This window comes from Kitasatospora sp. NPDC051853, assembly GCF_044452665.1.
Taxonomy (GTDB): domain Bacteria; phylum Actinomycetota; class Actinomycetes; order Streptomycetales; family Streptomycetaceae; genus Kitasatospora.
The window spans coordinates 126,085-146,368 of the sequence record NZ_JBITBY010000002.1; the positions used below are offsets into that span (position 1 = coordinate 126,085).

17 protein-coding genes are annotated in these 20,284 nt (G+C 73.7%); 7 read left to right on the forward strand and 10 right to left on the reverse strand.

Annotation, left to right across the window (positions count from 1 at the left end; translation table 11 throughout):
• Positions 1–10 precede the first annotated feature (10 nt).
• Positions 11–499, forward strand: coding sequence for a Cys-tRNA(Pro) deacylase (gene ybaK, locus ACIA8O_RS05405; RefSeq protein WP_396292218.1), 489 nt, complete (start codon positions 11–13; stop codon positions 497–499).
• 92 nt (positions 500–591) lie between these two features.
• Here ybaK and ACIA8O_RS05410 read toward each other — a convergent pair whose 3' ends face one another.
• The 4 genes from ACIA8O_RS05410 to ACIA8O_RS05425 form a co-directional block, all read right to left on the reverse strand.
• Positions 592–1,413 carry a hypothetical protein gene (locus ACIA8O_RS05410; protein WP_396292219.1) on the reverse strand — a complete coding sequence of 274 codons (822 nt, stop codon included), beginning with the start codon at positions 1,411–1,413 and terminating at the stop codon, positions 592–594.
• Positions 1,414–1,508: 95 nt separating this feature from the next.
• On the reverse strand, positions 1,509–2,231 hold the full coding sequence (locus tag ACIA8O_RS05415) for an ABC transporter permease (protein ID WP_396292931.1): 723 nt from the start codon (positions 2,229–2,231) through the stop codon (positions 1,509–1,511).
• 86 nt (positions 2,232–2,317) lie between these two features.
• Positions 2,318–2,476 (reverse strand): hypothetical protein, encoded by a 159-nt coding sequence (locus ACIA8O_RS05420; RefSeq protein ID WP_396292220.1) that lies wholly within the window; start codon positions 2,474–2,476, stop codon positions 2,318–2,320.
• Positions 2,473–3,495 (reverse strand): ABC transporter ATP-binding protein, encoded by a 1,023-nt coding sequence (locus ACIA8O_RS05425; RefSeq protein ID WP_396292221.1) that lies wholly within the window; start codon positions 3,493–3,495, stop codon positions 2,473–2,475. The genes ACIA8O_RS05420 and ACIA8O_RS05425 overlap by 4 nt, the downstream gene beginning before the upstream one ends.
• Before the next feature lie 201 nt (positions 3,496–3,696).
• Between ACIA8O_RS05425 and ACIA8O_RS05430 the strand changes: the two genes are divergently transcribed.
• A complete protein-coding gene (locus tag ACIA8O_RS05430) occupies positions 3,697–5,418 on the forward strand; it encodes a DUF4041 domain-containing protein (RefSeq protein WP_396292222.1) in 1,722 nt (573 codons plus the stop codon).
• Positions 5,419–5,459: 41 nt separating this feature from the next.
• On the opposite strand, the gene ACIA8O_RS05435 is transcribed toward ACIA8O_RS05430, so the two are convergent.
• Positions 5,460–6,671, reverse strand: a complete 1,212-nt coding sequence (locus tag ACIA8O_RS05435; RefSeq protein ID WP_396292223.1) for an NYN domain-containing protein — start codon at positions 6,669–6,671, stop codon at positions 5,460–5,462.
• 273 nt (positions 6,672–6,944) lie between these two features.
• On the opposite strand from ACIA8O_RS05435, the gene ACIA8O_RS05440 reads away from it, so the two are divergent.
• Positions 6,945–7,703: a hypothetical protein gene (locus ACIA8O_RS05440; RefSeq protein WP_396292224.1), complete on the forward strand. Its 759-nt coding sequence runs from the start codon at positions 6,945–6,947 to the stop codon at positions 7,701–7,703.
• A 42-nt stretch (positions 7,704–7,745) separates the two neighbouring features.
• Here ACIA8O_RS05440 and ACIA8O_RS05445 read toward each other — a convergent pair whose 3' ends face one another.
• Positions 7,746–8,774, reverse strand: coding sequence for an aspartate-semialdehyde dehydrogenase (locus ACIA8O_RS05445; RefSeq protein ID WP_396292225.1), 1,029 nt, complete (start codon positions 8,772–8,774; stop codon positions 7,746–7,748).
• A gap of 434 nt (positions 8,775–9,208) precedes the next feature.
• Positions 9,209–10,069 (reverse strand): dihydrodipicolinate synthase family protein, encoded by an 861-nt coding sequence (locus tag ACIA8O_RS05450; protein ID WP_396292226.1) that lies wholly within the window; start codon positions 10,067–10,069, stop codon positions 9,209–9,211.
• A 71-nt stretch (positions 10,070–10,140) separates the two neighbouring features.
• Between ACIA8O_RS05450 and ACIA8O_RS05455 the strand changes: the two genes are divergently transcribed.
• Together ACIA8O_RS05455 and dnaE are read left to right on the forward strand one after the other, a co-directional pair.
• On the forward strand, positions 10,141–11,037 hold the full coding sequence (locus ACIA8O_RS05455; RefSeq protein WP_396292227.1) for a LysR substrate-binding domain-containing protein: 897 nt from the start codon (positions 10,141–10,143) through the stop codon (positions 11,035–11,037).
• A 70-nt stretch (positions 11,038–11,107) separates the two neighbouring features.
• Positions 11,108–14,668, forward strand: coding sequence for a DNA polymerase III subunit alpha (gene dnaE / locus ACIA8O_RS05460; protein WP_396292228.1), 3,561 nt, complete (start codon positions 11,108–11,110; stop codon positions 14,666–14,668).
• A 27-nt stretch (positions 14,669–14,695) separates the two neighbouring features.
• Here dnaE and ACIA8O_RS05465 read toward each other — a convergent pair whose 3' ends face one another.
• A complete protein-coding gene (locus ACIA8O_RS05465) occupies positions 14,696–15,151 on the reverse strand; it encodes an Lrp/AsnC family transcriptional regulator (RefSeq protein WP_396292229.1) in 456 nt (151 codons plus the stop codon).
• A gap of 190 nt (positions 15,152–15,341) precedes the next feature.
• On the opposite strand from ACIA8O_RS05465, the gene ACIA8O_RS05470 reads away from it, so the two are divergent.
• Complete coding sequence (locus tag ACIA8O_RS05470; protein WP_396292230.1) at positions 15,342–16,343, forward strand: asparaginase; 1,002 nt, start codon at positions 15,342–15,344, stop codon at positions 16,341–16,343.
• A gap of 123 nt (positions 16,344–16,466) precedes the next feature.
• Positions 16,467–17,807: a DUF2252 domain-containing protein gene (locus ACIA8O_RS05475; protein WP_396292231.1), complete on the forward strand. Its 1,341-nt coding sequence runs from the start codon at positions 16,467–16,469 to the stop codon at positions 17,805–17,807.
• Between the two features lie 12 nt (positions 17,808–17,819).
• On the opposite strand, the gene ACIA8O_RS05480 is transcribed toward ACIA8O_RS05475, so the two are convergent.
• Both ACIA8O_RS05480 and ACIA8O_RS05485 read right to left on the reverse strand, forming a co-directional pair.
• Positions 17,820–19,316, reverse strand: coding sequence for a sensor histidine kinase (locus tag ACIA8O_RS05480; protein ID WP_396292232.1), 1,497 nt, complete (start codon positions 19,314–19,316; stop codon positions 17,820–17,822).
• A gap of 202 nt (positions 19,317–19,518) precedes the next feature.
• Positions 19,519–20,199, reverse strand: a complete 681-nt coding sequence (locus tag ACIA8O_RS05485; protein ID WP_396292233.1) for a response regulator transcription factor — start codon at positions 20,197–20,199, stop codon at positions 19,519–19,521.
• Positions 20,200–20,284 lie beyond the last annotated feature (85 nt).

The window sequence follows — 20,284 nt, forward strand, 5'->3', positions numbered from 1 at the left end:
GGGCCAGGTCGTGGCCAAGAAGAAGCAGGGCGGCGGGACCCCGGCGACGGTGGCGTTGGAGGCGGCGGGCGTGGAGTTCACCGTCCACGCGTACCAGCACGATCCGGCGGCCGCCTCGTACGGCGGCGAGGCGGCGGAGCTGCTCGGGATCGAGGCCGGGCGGGTGTTCAAGACCCTGGTCGCCGAGGTGGACGGCAAGCTGACGGTCGGGGTGGTGCCGGTCTCCGGGCAGCTCGACCTCAAGGCGCTGGCCGGGGCGGTCGGCGGCAAGCGGGCGGCGATGGCCGACCCGGCGGCGGCCGAGCGGAGCAGTGGCTACGTGCTGGGCGGGATCTCGCCGTTGGGCCAGCGGAAGGCGCTGCCGACGGTGGTGGACGCGAGCGCGCTGGAGCACGCGACGGTGTACGTCTCGGCCGGGCGGCGGGGCCTGGAGGTCGAGCTGGCCCCGGCTGATCTGGTCGCGCTGACCCGGGCGGGAGTGGCCCGGATCGGCCGGTGACGGTGGACGAGGCGATGCACAGCCCGTCGGCCCCGGCCTGCTGACCGCAGGACCGGGGCCGACGTGTGGTGACCGGACGGGCTGATCCGCCGTCAGCGGACGGTGTCGGGGCCCGGGGCGGCCGGGGGCACCGGGCCGTCGGTGGGCGGGGCCGGGGGCTGCGGGGCGGCCCAGGGGTCGGTGGCGGGCTGGACGCCCGGCTGCGGCGGCTGCGGGGCACCCCACTGCGGCTGCGGAGCGCCCTGCGGGGCGGCGGGCTGGGGCCAGTTCGGGCCGGCCCAGTCGGGGCCCGCCCAGTACGGGGAGGGGTCGGGCTCGCGCTTGCCGAAGGCGGCGGAGAGGGCGAGCAGCAGGATCATCGCGGCCATCGGCCAGACCAGCAGGGCGCCGTGCGCGCCGAGCTCCAGGGCGGCGCTGAACTGCACGCCCTGACCGGCCTTCTTGGCGCTGGCGACCACGTCGGTGGAGGGGCCGAGCCGGGTGCCGAGCTGCCAGGCGATGACCGAGCCGGCCAGGCCGCCGACCGCCAGGCCCGTGGCGACCGCGATGCCGCCGCCCCGACGACGGGTCAGGACGAAGGCGACCAGGGCGCACAGGACGCCCGCGCCGAGGCCCAGCAGGGCGAAGGTGCCGTCGGCACCGGCGCGCTGCTCGCCCTCGGGGTCGACGTAGCGGATGGCGTCGCTGCCGGCGATCAGCATCACCCGGGGGGCCAGCTGGAGCCAGAGGACGCCCATGACCGCGCCGAGCACCGCACCGGCCGCCGTGATGACCGCGCCGATCCTCAGCTCCGGCCCGAGCGGGCGCCGTTCCCGGGCGGGGGCCGGCGGCGGCAGGTACGGGTCGGGCTGGGCGGGGTACGACGGGAGGGGCGGCTCGGGAGTGGAATCCGCAGGGGTGTTCGGTACGGTCACCGGCCCATCGTTTCACGTCACGACGACGGGCGGAGGGCCGACCCGGAGCCGGGCCCGGCCCCCGGTGAACGGGAGCACCCGCCTCCGACGGGGCGTCAGCGGGTGGCGGCCCGCCGGTAGGCCCAGGTGGCGACGGCCAGCGAGACCAGGCCCACCGCCCCGCACACCGTCAGGTCGCGGAGCACGGCGGCCCAGTGCGGCTCGGCCGCGAAGCTGCGGGCGAAGGCCTCGACCCCGTAGGTGGAGGGCAGCAGGTCGCGCAGCAGCAGGACCGGTCCGGGCAGTTGGTCCACCGGGAGGACGCCGAGCAGCAGCGCCGCCGACATGCCGAGCTGGCCGAGCAGGGTGGCCAGCTCCTGACGGGGCGCCAGCAGCCCGCAGGCCGCGCCGATCCCGGCCAGCGCCGCGCCCGCGAGCGGGACGACCGCGAGCAGCACCCACAGGTGGCCCATCGGCAGCGAGAACATCCAGGCCCCGACCCCGGCCGTGACCAGTGCGCCGGGCACGGTGAACGAGGCGTACGCGGCCGCGGCGCCCAGCACCACGGCGGCGGGCCGGACCGGCAGGGTGGCGTAGTGGTCCAGGCCGCCGGTGGCCCGGAGCCTGCCGAAGTACTGGGCCAGCAGGTTGAGCGCCACGAAGGCGACCACCAGCACGCTCGACCCGGCCACCACCGAACGGGCGGCCTCGACCTCCTCGGGGCCCACCACGCCGCGCATCATCAGCAGGATGCCGAGCGACTGGAAGGTGGCCACGAACAGCAGCGGGATCCGCGCCACCTTGGCCCGGGCGAGCTGCGCCCGGTAGACCGCGGCCATCGAGGGCAGCAGCCGGGCGGCCGGGGCCAGCGGGGCCTCGGCCGTGGCGGGCTGCGCCGCGACCGTCAGGGGTACGTCGAGCACGGTCACCGGGGCTGTCCTCCGGAGCGGTGGGGGCGGTCGGTGCGGGCGGTGCGGACCGAGCGGTCGGTGCGGACCGAGCGGTGGGTGCGGTCGCGCCCCGTCCTGGGGGCTGCCGGGCGGCGGTGCTCACGGCCCGTCAGGTCGTGGCGGGAAGGGCTCACCGGGCCAGCCCCTCGTGCCGGCCGCCGAGCTTGAGGTACGCGTCCTCCAGGCTCGGGGTGGCCAGGGTGAAGTCGTCCAGGGCGGCGAAGGCGGGGCCGGTGGTGACGGCGGCGACCAGTTCGCGGGCCTCGTCGGGGGTGGTGCGGACGGTCCAGCGGCGGCCGGTGCGGGCGGCCCGGGCGGCGAGTTCGGCGACGGCGGGCACCTCCATCGGGGCCTCGGTGCGCCAGACCAGGTCCAGCCGGACGTCACCGTCCACCAGGGCCTTCAGGCCGCCGGGCGTGTCGCAGGCGATGATCCGGCCCTCGTCCACCACCGCGACCCGGTCGAGCACGGTCTCGGCCTCGATCACGTTGTGGGTCACCAGCAGCACGGTGGTGCCGCGCTCGGCGCGGCGGCGGTCCACCGCGGACCAGACCGCGCGGCGGGCCACCGGGTCCATCCCGCTGGTGGGTTCGTCCAGCACCAGCAGCGGCCGCTCCCCCACCAGCACGGCGGCGAAGCAGGCCAGTCGCTTCTGACCGCCCGACAGCTTGGCCAGCGGACGGGTGGCGACCGCCTCCAGGCCGAGCTCGGCCAGCACCTCGGCGGCCTCGCTCCGGGCCTCGGCCCGGCCCAGGCCGCGCAGCCGTCCGGTGGTCTCGGCGGCCAGGGCCACCGTCAGCTCGTCCAGCGCCGTGGACTCCTGGCCCAGGTAGCCGAGCAGCCGGGCGGCCCGGTCGGGGTGGCGCACGATGTCGTGGCCCAGGATGTCGATCGAGCCCCGGTCGGGGCGCAGCAGTCCGGTGAGCTGGCGCACCAGGGTGGACTTGCCGGCGCCGTTCGGGCCGAGCAGCCCGAACACCTCGCCGCGGCGGACGTCGAGCGAGATCCCGTCGTTGGCCCGGATCTCACCCGCCTTGCTGCGGTAGCTCTTGGCAAGGTCCCGGACGGTGCAGCACTGCCCGGCCGACTGGCCGGGACCGCCGAGTCCGCCTTGCGGCGTGGGCCGTGGTGCCCGCCGGTCGGTGTCGCTCACGGACGAAGACTCTACGCGCTGCCCCGGACCAACCGGACAAGGGGGGCCATACGACTCTGTCAGGTCCACCGGACGTGCGGGGGCTGGGCACCGCCCGTCCGCCCGTATCGGCCTGATAACGAACGGTCGGCGCACGTCCCGACCGGGTGTCCCCGCAGGGCAGTCTTGGTACGCAGAGTCGAAACGATCAAGGAGTGCCCGTTGTCCCTCCGGTTCAACCCGCCGCCCAGTTGGCCGCAGCCTCCGGCGGGGTGGCACCCACCGGAGGGGTGGCAGCCGGACCCGTCCTGGCCGCCGCTGCCGCCGGGCTGGCCGCTCTGGGTCCCGGCGGTCGCCGAGCCGACCCTGGCGTTCCCCGTCGCCGCTCCCGCTCCCGCGACCACCAACTGGCCCACCCCGGCCCCGTACCCGCAGCAGGTGCCGCCGCAGCCCTACCCGCAGCAGCAGGCACCGCAGCCGCACCCGCCGGTGCAGCCCCAGGCCCAGACCCCCGCGTGGCCGGTACCCGCCGCGCCGGCTCCCGCTACCACCACCGGTGAGGGCAAGGGCCCGCTGTTCGGCCGCCGGAGACGGCAGGCGGAGGGCGAGGTCGAGCGGCTCACCGGCGAGCTGGCCCGGGTCCAGGCCGAGGCGGCCGCGCTGCACCGGCAGCTGGCCGAGGTCCAGGGCCAGGACGCGGCCGGGCTGGTGCTGGCGACCGAGCGGCTGCGGGCCGCGTACGCCGAGGCCGACGACGCGTTGGAGGCCAAGGCCGAGCTGGCCGCCGAGCAGGCCGCCCGGGCGCTCGCCGACAGCCACCGGCAGTACGAGGAGGTGGCCCGCCGGACGGCCGACGCCGAGGGGCAGGCCCGGCAGGCGGAGCAGCGGCTGGGGCAGCTGCACCAGGTCGTCGTGCGGACCGAGGAAGCGGCCATGCTCCAGGAGGCCGGGATCTACGAGTACCGCCATCCGCTGGCCGACGCGGTGGCGTACAAGGCCGAGCTGGACCGGCTGAAGGACCGCGTCAAGGACCTGGCCAAGGGCAACGGCGCGGTGCTCGCCGCCACCGGCTGGCAGGTGAACGGCTCGCTCGCCGAGGGCCAGAAGATGGTCCGGGACTTCTCCAAGCTGATGCTGCGCGCCTACAACGCGGAGGCGGACAGCGCGGTGCGTTCGATGCGCCCGCACCGGCTGTCCTCCATGACGGACCGTCTGGAGAAGACCCGGCAGACCATCGCCCGCCTGGGCACCACCATGCACATCCGGATCAGCGACGACTACCACCGGCTGCGGGTGCGCGAGCTGGAGCTGACGGCGGATCACCTGGCCAAGCAGGAGGAGGAGAAGGAGCAGCGCCGGGAGCTGCGCGAGCGCCAGCGCGAGGAGGAGCGCCTGGTCAAGGAGCTGGAGCGCGAGCGGTCCCGGCTGGACAAGGAGCGGCGCCACTACGAGAGCGCCCTCCAGCGGCTGCGCTCCGGCGCCTCGGCCGACCCGGCCGCGGTGGCCGAGCTGCAGGAGAAGCTGGCCGAGATCGAGGGCGAGTTCGCCGCGGTGGACGCCCGGGAGGCGAACGTCCGGGCGGGGTACGTCTACGTGATCTCCAACGTGGGCGCCTTCGGCGAGCGCATGGTCAAGATCGGCATGACCCGCCGCCTCGACCCGATGGACCGGGTGAACGAACTGGGCGACGCCTCCGTGCCGTTCCGCTTCGACGTGCACGCGCTGATCTTCAGCGAGGACGCGGTCGGCCTGGAGCGGCAGCTGCACCAGGAGTTCGAGGACCGCCGGGTGAACCGGGTGAACCTGCGCCGCGAGTTCTTCTACGTCACGCCGTCCGAGGTCAGGGGCGCCCTGCAGCGGTTCGCCGGGCAGCACCTGCTGGAGTTCCGGGAGGACCCCGAGGCGCCCGAGTGGCAGGCCAGCCGGCGGACCGGGCAGGAATGACCCGCCACCGGCCCTGACCCGCCGTCAGTCCTGGGCCGCCGTCACTCCTGGGCAACCGCCAGACCCGGGCGGGGCACCGCCTCGGCGAAGGCGTCCCAGAACCCGGCCCGGATGGCGTAGCGGTGCCCCTCGTCGATCTGGTCGTCGCGGGCGGCGAGCAGGCCGAAGCGGGCGGCGTAGCGGAGCAGTTCGGCGTCGAGGCGGTGCGGGATGCGCGGGTGGTCGGCCCAGAGGCGGGTGAGGACGGTGTCCGCACCCAGCCGGGAGAGCCAGCGGACGGCGAAGCGCCGGCCGACCGCCTGGGCGTCGGCCGGGGCCTCGGCGGAGTCCTCCTCGCGGTCGGCCCAGCGCTGCTCCGGGCCGGTGAGTTCGGCCAGGGTGGGCGGACCGACCGGGACGGCGGACGGGGCGGTGGCAGCGGCAGCAGCGGCGGGGCCGGTCACCGCGGTGAGGCGGTCGGAGGACCAGCGGAGCACCAGGGCGGGCGGCGTGCCGGGGCCCGGCCGCACGGCCAGGTCGCGCGGGGTCGGGACCACCCGCAGCCCGGCGGGGCCGGGGAGCACCACCGCGGCGGGCACCTCAGGCTCCGGCTCCGACTCCGGGTCCGGCTCCGCCTCCCCGGGGAGTGACGCCCCGTCGGGAGCGGCGGTGGCCGGGGCGGCGGCCGCCGCGGCGGGCAGCGGCAGCTGCACCGAGGTCTGGAGTTCGCGCGGCTGGGCCCAGCGCTCGACGAAGGCCCGGTCCAGCACCTGCCGCTCGTCGGCCTCGGCGACCAGGTCCTCGGACTGGTTGAAGTCGTGGTCCACCGGCTGCACGGCCCACAGGTGCACCACCACGCCGTGCTCCTTGGCGCAGACCATGCCGGGCAGCAGGTCGCCGTCGCCGCTGAGCAGCACCAGGTCGGCGCAGGCCCGGTTGTGGGCGAGCTCGGTGAGCTCGGCGTGCATCGCGGCGTCCACGCCCTTCTGCACCCAGCGCCCCTCGGCCCGGGTCAGCGCGCCGAGCCGGACGGTGACCCGGGGCAGGCTGCGCAGCCGCCGGTGCTCGGGCAGCGAGCGCCGGTCGGGGGCGGCGTCGAACCAGTAGATCCGCAGCAGCGGCAGCCCGGTCTCGGCCTCGGCCCGTTCCGCCAGGGCGGTGGCCAGCCCGGCGTGATCGACCGTCAGCCGGGCCCGGCTCGGCTGCCCGGTCAGCAGGTTCGCCGTGGCACCCAGCAGGTACCCGGCGTCCACCAGGACGACGCAGCGGTCCACTCCACACCACTTCCCTCCGGAGGGCCGCCGGGCGGGGTGAGGGCTGTGGGGGCCCGCTCCGGCAGCGGGCCGGCGGTCGGGCTCGCACCGCCGGTGGGCACTCTTTACCCCCCGATCGCCCGGCGAACCGTTCCGCCTCGCCGAGCGCCCGCGCGAGCGCACCCGCGCGCACACGCACCGATGGCGCCACCGGCCGTACCCCCTGGCGGCCCCTGGCGCGTCACCGGCCGCCTGACCGGCAGCCGCGCCCGACCCGGTCATACTGGAACGATCATGCGGAAGACCCGAGTCGCGCTGTACCTCGTGACGGCCCTGGCTGCGGGGGCCGTGCTGCTGGCCCCGAAGGTCGGGGTGGAGGCCTCGCGCGGCGACACCACGGTGACCTCGATCTCGGTCAACGGCGGTCGGTCGATCCTGCTCGGCCCGGCCGAAGGGGCCACGGTGCCCCTGGTGCTGACGGCCCGTGACGGCTCGGGGATCGCCTCGGTCGGCCCGATCGGGGTCTGGGGGCCGAACTACGGGGTGCTCGGGGTCAGCCCGCTGGAGTGCACGGCGGCGGGCCCGAGCTCGACCTGCCGGGGGACGGTGACGGTCCGTCCGAGGAAGCACGAGGTCTTCGACGACGAGGCCGGCACCTGGTTCGTCGACCTCAAGGTGCGGGCCAGGGACGGCGACCGGTACGTCAACCAGACCGCGGCCGGCTTCTCGGTCAAGCAGGCCACCCTGCTGGAGCTCGCGGGGGTGCCGGAGCGCACCACGCCCGGCGAGGAGATACGGGTCACGGGGCGGCTGGACCGGGCCTCCTGGGAGGACCACGGCTACCACGGGTACCCGGGCGGGCTGGTCTTCCTCCAGTTCCGCGCGGGCTGGAGCAGCACCTGGACCACGGTGGCGGAGACCTACTCGCAGGCGGACGGGACGCTGGAGGCGACCGTCCCGGCGGCGGAGTCCGGGGCCTTCCAGTGGTACTACCCCGGCGACAAGTGGGTCGGGGACTCGCTCTCGCGCGCGGTGCCGGTCAGCGTCGGCTGACCGGCACCGCGGTGGCGTGGCGGGGTGGGGCGTGACGGGGCGTCAGGCCCGGAGCTCAGCCGCGACCAGCTCGGCGATCTGGACCGCGTTCAGCGCCGCGCCCTTGCGCAGGTTGTCGTTGGAGAGGAACAGCGCGAGGCCGTTCTCCACCGTCTCGTCCACCCGGATGCGGCCGACGTAGGACGGGTCCTTGCCGGCGGCCTGGAGCGGGGTCGGGATCTCGGAGAGCTCCACGCCCGGGGCGTCGGCGAGCAGCTCGTAGGCGCGCTCGACGCTGATCGGGGAGTCGAAGCGGGCGTTCACCTGGAGCGAGTGGCCGGAGAAGACCGGGACGCGCACGCAGGTGCCGGAGACCTTGAGCTCCGGGATGCCGAGGATCTTGCGGGACTCGTGACGGAGCTTCTGCTCCTCGTCGGTCTCGAAGGAGCCGTCGTCCACCAGGTTGCCCGCGAGCGGCACCACGTTGAAGGCGATCGGGCGCTGGTACACGCCCGGGTTGCTGGCCTGCACGGCCTCGCCGTCGAAGGCCAGCTGGTCGGCCTTCTCGGCGATCTCGCAGGCCTGGCGGTGCAGCTCGGCGACGCCGGCCAGACCGGAGCCGGAGACGGCCTGGTAGGTGGTGGCGACCAGCGCGGTGAGGCCGGCCTCGTCGTGCAGCGGGCGCAGCACCGGCATGGCGGCCATGGTGGTGCAGTTCGGGTTGGCGATGATGCCCTTGGGGCGGTTCGCGATCGCGTCCGGGTTGACCTCGGAGACCACCAGCGGGACCTCGGGGTCGCGGCGCCAGGCCGAGGAGTTGTCGATCACCACGGCGCCGGCGGCGGCGACCTTGGGGGCCAGCGCCTTGGAGGTGGCACCGCCGGCGGAGAAGATCACGATGTCCAGGCCGGAGTAGTCGGCGGTCTCGGCGTCCTCGACGGTGACCTCGCCGTCCTGCCACGGCAGCGTCTTGCCGGCCGAACGGGCCGAGGCGAACAGCCGCAGCTCCGTCACCGGGAACTTGCGCTCGGCCAGAATGCCGCGAACGACTCCACCGACCTGGCCGGTGGCACCAACGATGCCGATCCTCATCGGGATACTCCTCCTGTGTCGTGCTCGATCAAAGTCCGCACACTCCGCCCATCATGCCTGGTCGGACGGGTGGGGTGGGACGCCGTTCCACTGGGTGGGCGGGCGGCGGGGCCACGGGGGCGGAAAACCGGCGGCCGCGGTGACCGGCCGCCCCGGATTCGCCGGTGGGCGGCCGGTGGGGCTGGAAGAATCCGTCCGGGCGAAAACCCGATGGCGCCTCAGGTCACACCCCGTCAGGCGGGCGGACGGCCGAACGGGCGGTCCGCCGCACAGCCGGGCAGCGCGTGCGGCCGGGCAGCGCGTGCGGCCGACGGTCCGCGCCCGGCCGACGGCCCGTGCGCTTCCGCTTCGCACCCGCACGGCGGAGCCGCACGTCAGCAGGGCCCCGCGCCTCCGGAGGCACGTCCGACGGCGCGGCGGCCACGGACGGGCCGTCAGGCCGTGACCGCCTCCAGGGCGGCCAGCGCGGCGGCCACCGACTCCGGCCCGGCCGGGAGCAGCGGGAGCCGGACGTCCGGGGTGGGGATGCGGCCCTGGGCGTGCAGCACGCCCTTGATGACGGTCGGGTTGGGCTCGGCGAAGCAGGCCGCCGAGAGCCGGGCCAGCCGCAGGCCGAGGGCGCGCTCCCCCCAGCGGACCAGCTCCACGAACGACCCCGTGGCCAAGTGGGCGGAGGCCAGGATGCCGCCGGTGGCGCCGAGGGCGAGCAGCGGCAGCAGGAAGGGGTCGTCCCCGGCCAGCACCGCGAAGCCGGGCGGCAGGTCGGCGAGGAGCGCGACGGTCTCGCCGTCGATGCCGCCCCCGGCGTACTTGACCCCGGCCACGCCCTCCAGCGCGCCGATCCGGCGCAGCGCGTCCGCGTCCAGCTGCTGCCCGGTGCGGTAGGGGATGTGATAGACGATCAGCGGCACCGGGCTGCCGGCCGCCAGCGCCTCGAAGTGCGCCAGCGCGCCCGCCGCGCCGGGCCGGGTGAAGGCCGGGACGGTGACCAGCGCGGCGTCGGCCACCCCGGCCAGCCCGCCGAGCGCGGCCACCGTGCGGCGGGTGTCGTTGCCGCCGGTGCCGACGGTGAGCAGCGCGCCGTGGTCGCGGGCGGCCAGGGCGCAGACCTCGACCACGGCCCGCTTCTCCTCCTCGTCCAGGGTGGCCACCTCGGCGGTGGTGCCGAGCGCGACCAGCCCGGCCGCGCCCTCGGCGAGCGCCTTGCGGGCCAGCCCGTCGAGGGCGTCCAGGGCGACGGTGCCGTCGGCCTCGAACGGGGTGATCAGCGGGACGTGGATGCCGTGGAGTTCCATGCTCCGAGCCTGGCCCCCGACGGCTCGTCAGGTCCAGTTCTGATTTCCGAGGCTTTGCGTAAGCTCAGCCTGTGCTCGACGTCCGCCGTCTCCGGCTGCTCCGTGAACTGGCCCACCGCGGCACCATCGCCGCCGTCGCCGAATCGCTGGCCTTCAGCGCCTCCGCCGTCTCCCAGCAGCTCTCGGTGCTGGAGCGGGAGGCGGGGGTGCCGCTGCTGGAGCGCACCGGCCGCCGGGTGGCGCTCACCCCGGCCGGGCTGAACCTGGTCCGGCACGCCGAGGCGGTACTGGAGCGGCTGGAGCAGGCCTCGGCCGAACTGGCCGACGCCAGGCGGGGGTTGGCGGGCCCGCTGCGGATCGGCACCTACCCGTCGGCGGCCCGGGCGATCATCCCGGGCGCGCTGGCCGCGCTGGCCCGCGAGCACCCCGGGCTGGTCCCGATGGTGACGGAGGTGGACCCGGCACTGGTCGCGGCGATGCTGCGGGCCGGGGAGCTGGACGTGGCCCTGGTGCACGAGTACGACTTCGTGCCGGCCGACCCGGAGCCGGGGCTGGCGGCCGAGCCGCTGTTCACCGAGCCGATGTACCTGGCCGCCCCCGCGCCGGGGGCGGTGGCGGACCACCCGGAGAGCCGCTGGATCGTCTCGCCGCACGGCACGCTCTGCCACACCATGGTGGTCCGGGCCTGCCAGGCCTCCGGCTTCACCCCGCTGATCGCGCATCAGATCGACGACTTCGCGACGGTGCTCGCGCTGGTCGCGGTGGGCCAGGGCGTGGCCCTCGTCCCGCACCTCGGCGCCTCCCCCGCACCGCCCGGCGTGCAGCTCACCAGGCTGCCGATGGCGCGCCGCACCAGGACCGCCTTCCGGGCCGGCGCGGGCCGTCACCCGGCCGTCGCGGCCTTCGTCTCGGCGGTCCGCGAGGCCCTCCCGGAGGACCTTCGGGGAGGGTTCGGAGACGCTCCGTGACGGTGACGGCGACCGTCTCCGGGCCGCGCTAGGGTGGGGTCTTCCGTCTAGCCTGAGGAGCCGTCCCACCGTGGCCGACAGCTTTGTTCACCTGCATGTCCACACCGAGTACTCGATGCTCGACGGAGCTGCGAAGAACGGGAAGCTGTTCGGCGAGGTGGCCAAGCAGGGCATGCCCGCGATCGCGATGAGCGACCACGGCAACATGTTCGGCGCGTACGAGTTCTTCCAGACCTCGAAGAAGTTCGACGGCGTCACCCCGATCATCGGCATCGAGGCGTACGTCGCCCCGGGCTCCCGCTTCGAGAAGAAGCCGGTCTTCTGGGCCCCGGGCGGCAAGCGCGAGGTGAGCGCGGACGGCGAGGGCGGCAAGGACGTCTCCGGCGGTGGCCGCTACACCCACATGACCATGTGGGCGCAGAACGCCACCGGCCTGCGCAACCTCTTCAAGCTCTCCTCCCTCGCGTCGATGGAGGGCTACTACATGAAGCCCCGGATGGACCGCGAGCTGATCGCCGCGAACGCCGCCGGGATCATCGCCACCACCGGCTGCCCCTCCGGCGAGGTGCAGACCCGCCTGCGGCTGGGCCAGTACGAGGAGGCCGTCAAGGCCGCCGCCGCGTACCAGGAGATCTTCGGCAAGGAGAACTACTTCCTGGAGCTGATGGACCACGACCTGTCCATCGAGCGCGACGTCCGGGACGGCCTGCTCCAGCTCGCCAAGCACCTGAACATCCCGCTGCTGGCGACCAACGACTCGCACTACGTGACGGCCGATCAGGCCGACGCCCACGACTCGCTGCTCTGCGTCGGCGTGGGCAAGAACAAGGACGACCCGAACCGCTTCAAGTTCCAGGGCACCGGCTACTACATCAAGACCGCCGAGGAGATGCAGGAGCTCTTCCGCGAGCTCCCCGAGGCGTGCAGGAACACCCTGGAGATCGCCTCCCGGATCGAGGGCTACGACGAGGTCTTCAACTACGTCGACCGGATGCCCCAGTTCGACGTGCCCGAGGGCGAGACCCAGGCCTCGTACCTGCGCAAGAAGATCGCCGAGGGCGTGCAGCACCGGTACGGGGACAACCCGAGCCAGGAGGTGCTGGACCGGATCGAGCTGGAGATGGGCGTCATCTCCCCGATGGGCTTCGACGCGTACTTCCTCGTGGTCGCCGACATCTGCCAGTACGGCCGGGACAACGGGATCTCGGTCGGCCCCGGCCGTGGTTCGGCGGCCGGTTCGATGGTGGCGTACCTCACCGGCATCACCCAGCTCGACCCGCTGGAGCACGACCTCCTCTTCGAGCGGTTCCTGAACCCCGAGCGCATCAACCCCCCGGACGTCGACATCGACTTCGACGACCGCCAGCGCGACCAGATGGTGCGCTACGTCACCGACAAGTACGGCGAGGCGTACACCGCCCAGGTGAACACCTTCGGCACCATCAAGGCCAAGGCGGCCGTGAAGGACGCCAACCGCATCCTGGGCTACCCGTTCGCGATGGGCGACCGGATCACCAAGGCGATGCCGCCGGACGTGATGGGCAAGGGCGTCCCGCTCGCCGACCTGTTCAACGAGAAGCACCCTCGCTACAACGAGGGCACCGAGATCCGGAACATGTACGGCAACGAGCCGGACGTGAAGAAGATCATCGACACCGGCCTGGGCATCGAGGGCCTGATCCGCGGCACCGGCGTGCACGCGGCGGCGGTCATCCTCTCCTCCACGCCGCTGCTGGAACTGATCCCGCTGCACAAGCGGGACAAGGACGGCGTGATCATCACCGGCTTCGACTACCCGTCGTGCGAAGCCATGGGCCTGATCAAGATGGACTTCCTGGGTCTGCGGAACCTGGGCATCATCGACCACTGCCTCAAGATCATCAAGTCCAACCGCGGCGCGGACGTCGACATCGAGAAGATCCCGATCGACGACCCGACCACCTACCAGATGCTGGCCCGGGGCGACACGCTCGGCGTGTTCCAGCTCGACGGTGGCCCCATGCGCGCCCTGCTGCGGCTGATGAAGCCCACCGAGTTCGCCGACATCTCCGCCGTCTCGGCGCTGTACCGGCCCGGCCCGATGGGCATGAACTCGCACACCAACTACGCGCTCCGCAAGAACGCGCAGCAGGAGATCCTGCCGATCCACCCCGAGCTGGAGGAGCCGCTCAAGGAGGTCCTCGGCCCCACCTACGGCCTGATCGTCTACCAGGAGCAGGTGCAGCGAGCCGCCCAGGTGCTGGCCGGCTACAGCCTCGGACAGGCAGACCTGCTCCGCCGCGCGATGGGCAAGAAGAAGAAGGAGGTCCTGGAGAAGGAGTTCGTCCCCTTCCACGCGGGCTGCAAGGAGCGCGGCTACTCGGACGAGGCGATCCAGGCGGTCTGGGACGTGCTGGTCCCGTTCGCCGGCTACGCGTTCAACAAATCGCACTCCGCCGCGTACGGCCTGGTCTCCTACCAGACGGCCTACCTCAAGGCGAACTACCCCGCCGAGTACATGGCCGCCCTGCTGACCTCGGTCGCGGACGACAAGGACAAGATGGCCGTCTACCTGGCCGAGTGCCGGGCCATGGGCATCAAGATCCTCTCCCCCGACGTCAACGAGTCGGTGGTCGACTTCACCGCCGTCGGCACCGACGTCCGCTTCGGCCTCAAGGCCGTCCGTAACGTCGGCGTCCCGGTCATCGAGTCGCTGGTCAACACCCGCAAGGAGAAGGGGAAGTACACCTCCTTCGCGGACTTCCTGGACAAGGTCGAGCTGGTGGTGTGCAACAAGCGCACCGTCGACTCCCTGATCAAGGCCGGCGGCTTCGACTCGCTCGGGCACACCCGGCTCTCGCTCAACTCGGTGCACGAGAACGCGATCGACGCCGTCACCGGCGTCAAGAAGCAGCAGGCGATCGGCCAGGACGACCTGTTCGGCGCGCTGGACACCGGCGAGGACATCCCGACCATCGGGCTGGACTTCGAGCTCACCGAGAAGGAGTGGCCGCGCAAGCAACTCCTCTCCCTGGAACGGGAGATGCTCGGCCTGTACGTCTCCAGCCACCCGCTGGACGGCGCCGAGCACATCCTGGCCCGCAACCGCGACGTCTCGATCGCCGAACTCCTCGGCTCCGGCCGCACCGAGGGCGAAGTCCGCCTGGCCGGCCTGATCACCGCCGTCGACCGCCGCATCAACAAGGCGGGCAACGCCTGGGCGATCATCACCCTGGCCGACCGCGACGGCTCGGTCGAGGTGCTCTTCTTCCCGGCCGCCTACAACCTGATGTCGGAGCAGATGATCGAGGACAACGTGATCTCGATCCGCGGCCGGCTCAACGAACGCGACGGCGCCCTCAGCGTCTTCGGCCAGGAGATCGCCACCCTCGACGTCTCCTCCGCCGAGCACGGCGGCAAGCCGCCGATCCTGATCACCGTCCCCTCCAACCGGGTCAACGCCGAGATGGTCTCCGAGTTCAAGAGCGCCCTGCGCGCCCACCCCGGCGACGTCCCGGTCCGCCTCCTGACCACCTCCCGCGAGAAGAACGTCCTCTTCGAACTCGGCTTCCTGGTCAACCCCGACAACGGAGCCTTCGCCTCCGAGGTCAAGACCCTCCTCGGCCCCTCCGCCTGGAGCAACGCCCTCTAGCAGCAGGGCCCTCGAGGCCCCGGGTGGTCAGCCGGTGACCGGCAGGCCGCTCGGGGCCTTGATGCGCTTCATGATGATCTGGGAGTTGACCTCGGTGACGCCGGCGAGGGTGGTGAGCTTCTCGATCCAGAGGCGTTCGTAGGACTTGAGGTCGGCGACGGCGATGCGCAGCAGGCAGCCGGGGCTGCCGAAGAGGCGGTAGGCCTCGATCACGTCGGGGATGTCCTGGAGGGCGGCCTCGAAGGCCTCGACGGCCTCGCGCTCGCGGCGGACCTCGACCGAGACCAGCACCTCGAAGCCGCGGCCGACCGCGTCCGGGTTGACCACGGCGCGGTAGCCCTCGATCACGCCGTCCTCCTCCAGTTGGCGGACCCGGCGCAGGCAGGGCGAGGGGGTGAGGCCGACCCGCTGGGCCAGCTCCTGGTTGCTGAGGCGTCCGTCGCGCTGGAGCTCGCGCAAGATGTCGCGATCGATGCGGTCCATGGCGCAATCCTATGCCCCGCCCTGCGTCAGGTCGGGCAAGAAGTGGCGATCCGATTGCGTGATGATTCGTCTATTCTTGCGATGAGCGTTCCGCCACAGCGGAGACCGACACGGCAGCCCGGCCCAGGCAAACAGCCAGGGGCCGGGCTGCTCCCCTTTCCAGCCGCGTACCGAAGCCCAGGAGGCAGCCATGGCACGGATCGTCCTGATCAGCACCGGCGGCACCATCGCGAGCCGCTGGCAGGGTTCGGGCTACGCGGCGGACGCGCACGGCGACGAGGTCATGGAGACCGCCGCGGTGCCGGAGGGCGTGGAGGTCGAGGTCGTCGACCTGTTCAGCGTGAACAGCCCCCGGCTGACCACCCGTCACCAGCTGACCCTGCTGCGCACCGTGCACGAGGTGCTGACCGACCCGGGCGTGGACGGCATCGTGGTCACCCACGGCACCGACACCCTGGAGGAGTCGGCCTTCCTGCTCGACCTGCACCACGACGACCCGCGCCCGGTGGTGTTCACCGGCGCGCAGCTGCCGATGGGCACCGCCGACGGCGACGGGCCGGGCAACCTCTACGACGCGCTGCTGACCGCCGCCACCGTGCGGGGCCTGGGCGTGCTGGTGGTCTTCGACGGCAAGGTGCACGCGGCCCGGGGCACGGTGAAGGTGCGGACCCTGGCACCGGACGCGTTCGCCGACCCCTCCGGCCACCGGGTCGGGGACGTCGGCTTCGGCAGCGCGGTGGTGCTCCGTCAGCCCCGGCGGCCCGCCGTGCTGGCGGTGCCGGAGCTGCCGTCCGCCTCGCCCCGGGTCGACGTGGTGATGCACCACTCGGACGCCGACCCGGTGCTCCTCCGGGCCGCGCTGGCGGCCGGTGCGCAGGGCGTGGTGCTGGTCGCCACCGGCGCGGGCAACGCCACCCCGGAGTTCGTCGAGGCGGTCGCCGAGGCCACCGCCGCGGGCGTCCTGGTGGCGCTGACCACCCGGGTGGAGTCCGGCCCGGTGGCCGAGATCTACACCCACGGCGGCGCGGTGGACCTGGTCGCCGCCGGTGCGGTGCCGACCGGCACGCTGCGGGCCGGGCAGGCCCGGATCGCGGTGCTGGCCGCCGTCCTCGGGGCGGACGGGCCGCAGGGCCGCACGGCGCTGCTGCGCCGGGCCCTGGCCGCCGAGACCCCGGTGCTGGCCGCCGCCTGAGCCGTTCACCCCCGCGTCGGCCCCCGGTCACCCGCCGGCGGCCGACGCGCGGGAACCCGTCCGCATACTGTGGCGTCATCCCGATCAGGACCAGGCGACGCACCACAGAGGACACCGAGAACCATGCCGCAGCAGCAGAACGCCGCCCAGCGCGAACCCGAGCGGGCCGAGACCATCCTGCGGGTGTTCGACACCGCCTTCGGCCGGCTGCTGGCCGAGGACCCGGCCGCGTTCCGGGTGAAGTTCCGCAAGATGGCCGCCTCCGCCTTCGCCTTCTACCGGGGCACCGCCGGCCTGTACTACGCGGACCTGACGACGGGTCCGTTCGAGGCCTACGGCGCGCCGTACCTGGACGCCCGGACCAGCCGGGTCTGGATCCACGGCGACCTGCACGCGGAGAACTTCGGCACCTACCTCAACGCCGAGGGCCGGCTGGTCTTCAACGTCAACGACTTCGACGAGGCCTACGTCGGCGCCTTCACCTGGGACGTCCAGCGGCTGGCCGCCAGCCTGGCCCTGCTCGGCTACGCCAAGGCGCTCTCCGACCGCACCATCTCCGAACTGGTGCGGTCCTTCGCCGACGCCTACCGGGCACGGATCGGCGCGCTGGCCGCGGGCGACCAGGCCGAGGCGTACACCCTGGACACCGCCGAGGGCCCGCTGCTGGAGACCCTGCGCCGGGCCCGGCTGCAGACCCGGGTGGCGCTGCTGGAGCAGGACACCGTGATCGAGGGGTACGAGCGCCGGTTCCGCTCCGGCGGCGGCACCATCCCGTTGGACGGGTCCACCCGGGCCGAGGTGCTGACCGCCTTCGAGCAGTACCTGGCCACCCTGCCGCCGGCCACCCGCACCCGGCCGGACTCGCTGCGGGTGAAGGACGTGGTGGGCCGCCGGGGCATCGGCATCGGCAGCGCCGGGCTGCCCTCCTACAACGTGCTGCTGGAGGGCCACACCGACGCCCTCGAGAACGACGTCATCATCTACCTGAAGCAGGGTCAGACCCCGGCCGTCTCGCACCACGTGACGGACCCGGCGATCCGGGAGTTCTTCGTCCACGAGGGCCACCGCACCGTCATCTCGCAGCGCGCGCTCCAGGCGCACAGCGACCCGTGGCTGGGCTGGACCACCTTCCGGGGCCAGGGGATGCTGGTCGCCGAGGTCTCCCCGTACTCCTCGGACCTGGACTGGAGCGACCTCACCGAGCCGGCCGACCTGCGGGACGTGGTGACCCACCTGGGCCGCGCCACCGCCGGGATGCACGCGGCGGCCGACGTCTCCTCCAGCGGCCACGGGCTGGTGCCGTTCTCCACCGAGCACGCCATCGACGCCGCGATCGGCGGCCGGGGCGAGGCCTTCGCCGACATGCTGGTGGAGTTCGCCCACGCCTACGGGGACCGGGCCCGGCTGGACCACCAGATCTTCGTCGACCTGTTCCGTAACGGCCGGATCCCCGGCCTGGGTTGAGCCGCCGATCCGCTAGTCCGGTACCGGGAAGCGGGCGGTGAGCACGGCGCCGCCCGCGCTCCGGGCCACCCGGAGGCTGCCACCGTGGCCGGTGGCGATCTCCCGGGCGATGGCCAGCCCGAGGCCGGAGCCGCCCACCGAGCGGGTGCGGGCGTCGTCGAGGCGGGTGAACCGCTCGAAGACCCGCTCCCGGTCGGCCTCCGGGATGCCCGGGCCGTCGTCGCGCACCTCCAGCCGGACCGCCCCGTCCTCCTCCACCGCCACCCGCACCGTCACCGCGCCGTCGGCGTGGCGGCAGGCGTTGTCCAGCAGGTTGCGCAGCAGCCGCTCCAGCTGCACGGCGCTGCCCGGGACCCGGGCCCGCCCGCCGGCTGCCGCGGTCTCCGCGGTCAGCCGCAGGGCGGCCGTGCGGGGCAGGTGGCGGTACTCCTCGACCAGGTCGAGGGCCAGCCCGGCCAGGTCCACCAGCGCCCCGTCCGGGCGGGCCCCGCCGCCGTCCAGGCGGGTGAGCAGCAGCAGGTCGTCGGTGAGCCGCTGCAGCCGCTGGATGTCGCCGACCGCGCCGCGGACCGTCCCCTCCCAGTCCACCCCCTCCGGGTGGGCGAGCGAACCCTCCAGTGAGGCACGGAGGTTGGCGATCGGGCTGCGCAGCTCGTGCGAGGCGTCCGCGACGAAGCGGCGCTGCCGCTCGGCGGAGTGCTCCAGCCGGTCGAGGATGTCGTTGGTGGTCCGGGCCAGGTCGGTCAGCTCGTCCCCGGTCCGCGGGACCGGCACCCGGCGGTCCAGCGAACGGGTGCTCAACTCGGCCAGCCCGCGCCGGATCGCCTCCACCGGGCGCAGCGCGCGGCCGGCCGTCAGCCAGGCCGTGGTGGCGACCACCAGCGCGGCGGAGGGCGGCCCCGACTCGGCCAGCCAGTTGATGCCGAAGGGGTCGTACTGCGGGCCGTAGACGTTCAGTTCCTTCAGCACGGGCGAGACGAACAGCATCGGCACCAGGGCGGCCGCCCCGGCGAGCAGGGCCGAGCGGGCCCGCAACGGCGCGTCGCGGCCCAGCGGTTCGAGGGCGAAGCGGGTCACCAGGGCCACCACCAGGCCGAACTGGGGCACCGCCACCTTCAGGCCCCACTCGACCACGTTCTCCTCGACGAACGGGTAGGCCGAGTAGGCGGTCAGCCAGCGGAAGTCGCTCCAGGCCAGCAGCCCGGACGCGGCTCCGGCCAGCAGCGCGGCCTGCGGGCGGCGGGGCGGCTCCGCCCAGCGGGCGGCCTCCCAGGCCACCGCGGCGACCACCACGGCCGGCACCAGCGGGCCCGGCAGGCCGGCCGGGCCGACCAGCGGGCCGATCCGGTTCAGGTACTCCATCCGCTCCGGGTCCGGCGGCACCCCGGTGACGTCCTTGAAGGACTGGAGGAGTACGGCGAGCAGCACGAAGAGCGCCGCCACCGCGCCGACGGCCAGGGCCGCCGCCGCCTTGCGGTGCGCCCGGGCCAGACCGCCCACCCGGGACACGGCCCCGGCCAGTACGCCGAGCGGCCCGGCCGACGTGCCAGTGCCTCCCTCGGCAGGGTTTGCCCCGTCGCGCCGCCCGGCACGCACTCTCGCCGCACCGGCCAAAGGCCCGAGTAGCTCCGCTACAAGGGCCTTTCTCCGGCACGCCGAGAGCACGCACCGAACGACGCTCCTGATGGGGCAAACCCTGCCGGGGGAGGCACTAGGCGGCACGGCCGACCAGCTTGTAGCCGGCCCCGCGCACGGTGGTGATGGTCTCCCGGCCGAAGGGCGCGTCGACCTTGCGGCGCAGCGAACTCACGTACACCTCGACGATGTTGAGGTCGCCCTCGTAGTTGGCGTCCCAGACCTGGTCGACGATCTCGACCTTGGGGACCACCTCGTCCACCCGCTGCGCCAGGCACTCCAGCACCGCGAACTCCTTGGCCGTCAGCTCGATCCGGTCCTCGCCCCGGCCGCAGGTGCGGGCCACCCGGTCCAGCCAGAGGTCGCCGACCCGCAGCACCGTCCCGGCCCGGGCCGCACCGCCCCGGCGCAGCAGCGCGCGCAGCCGGGCCTCCAGCACCACGTAGGAGAAGGGCTTGGCCAGGTAGTCGTCGGCGCCGGTGTCCAGCGCCTCGGCCTCGTCGTACTCGCCGTTCTTGGCGGTCAGCATCAGGATCGGGGTGTCCACGCCCTGCTCGCGCAGCCGGGCGCAGACCCGGTAGCCGTTCAGCCCGGGCAGCATGATGTCGAGCACGATCGCCGCGTACCGGCGCTCGGTCGCCGCCCAGAGCCCGGCCTCCCCGTCGTGCTCCACGTCCACGGCGTAGCCGGCCGCGGTCAGGCCCCGTCGGAGGGCCTCGGCCAGGCGTTCCTCGTCCTCGATCACCAGCAAGCGCATCCGCTCAGTATCCACACCATCGGCGGGGTTTCCTGAAGCGGTCTTCAGGGTGCTTCAGCTCCGCTTCAGCGAGGCGGTGTGAGCC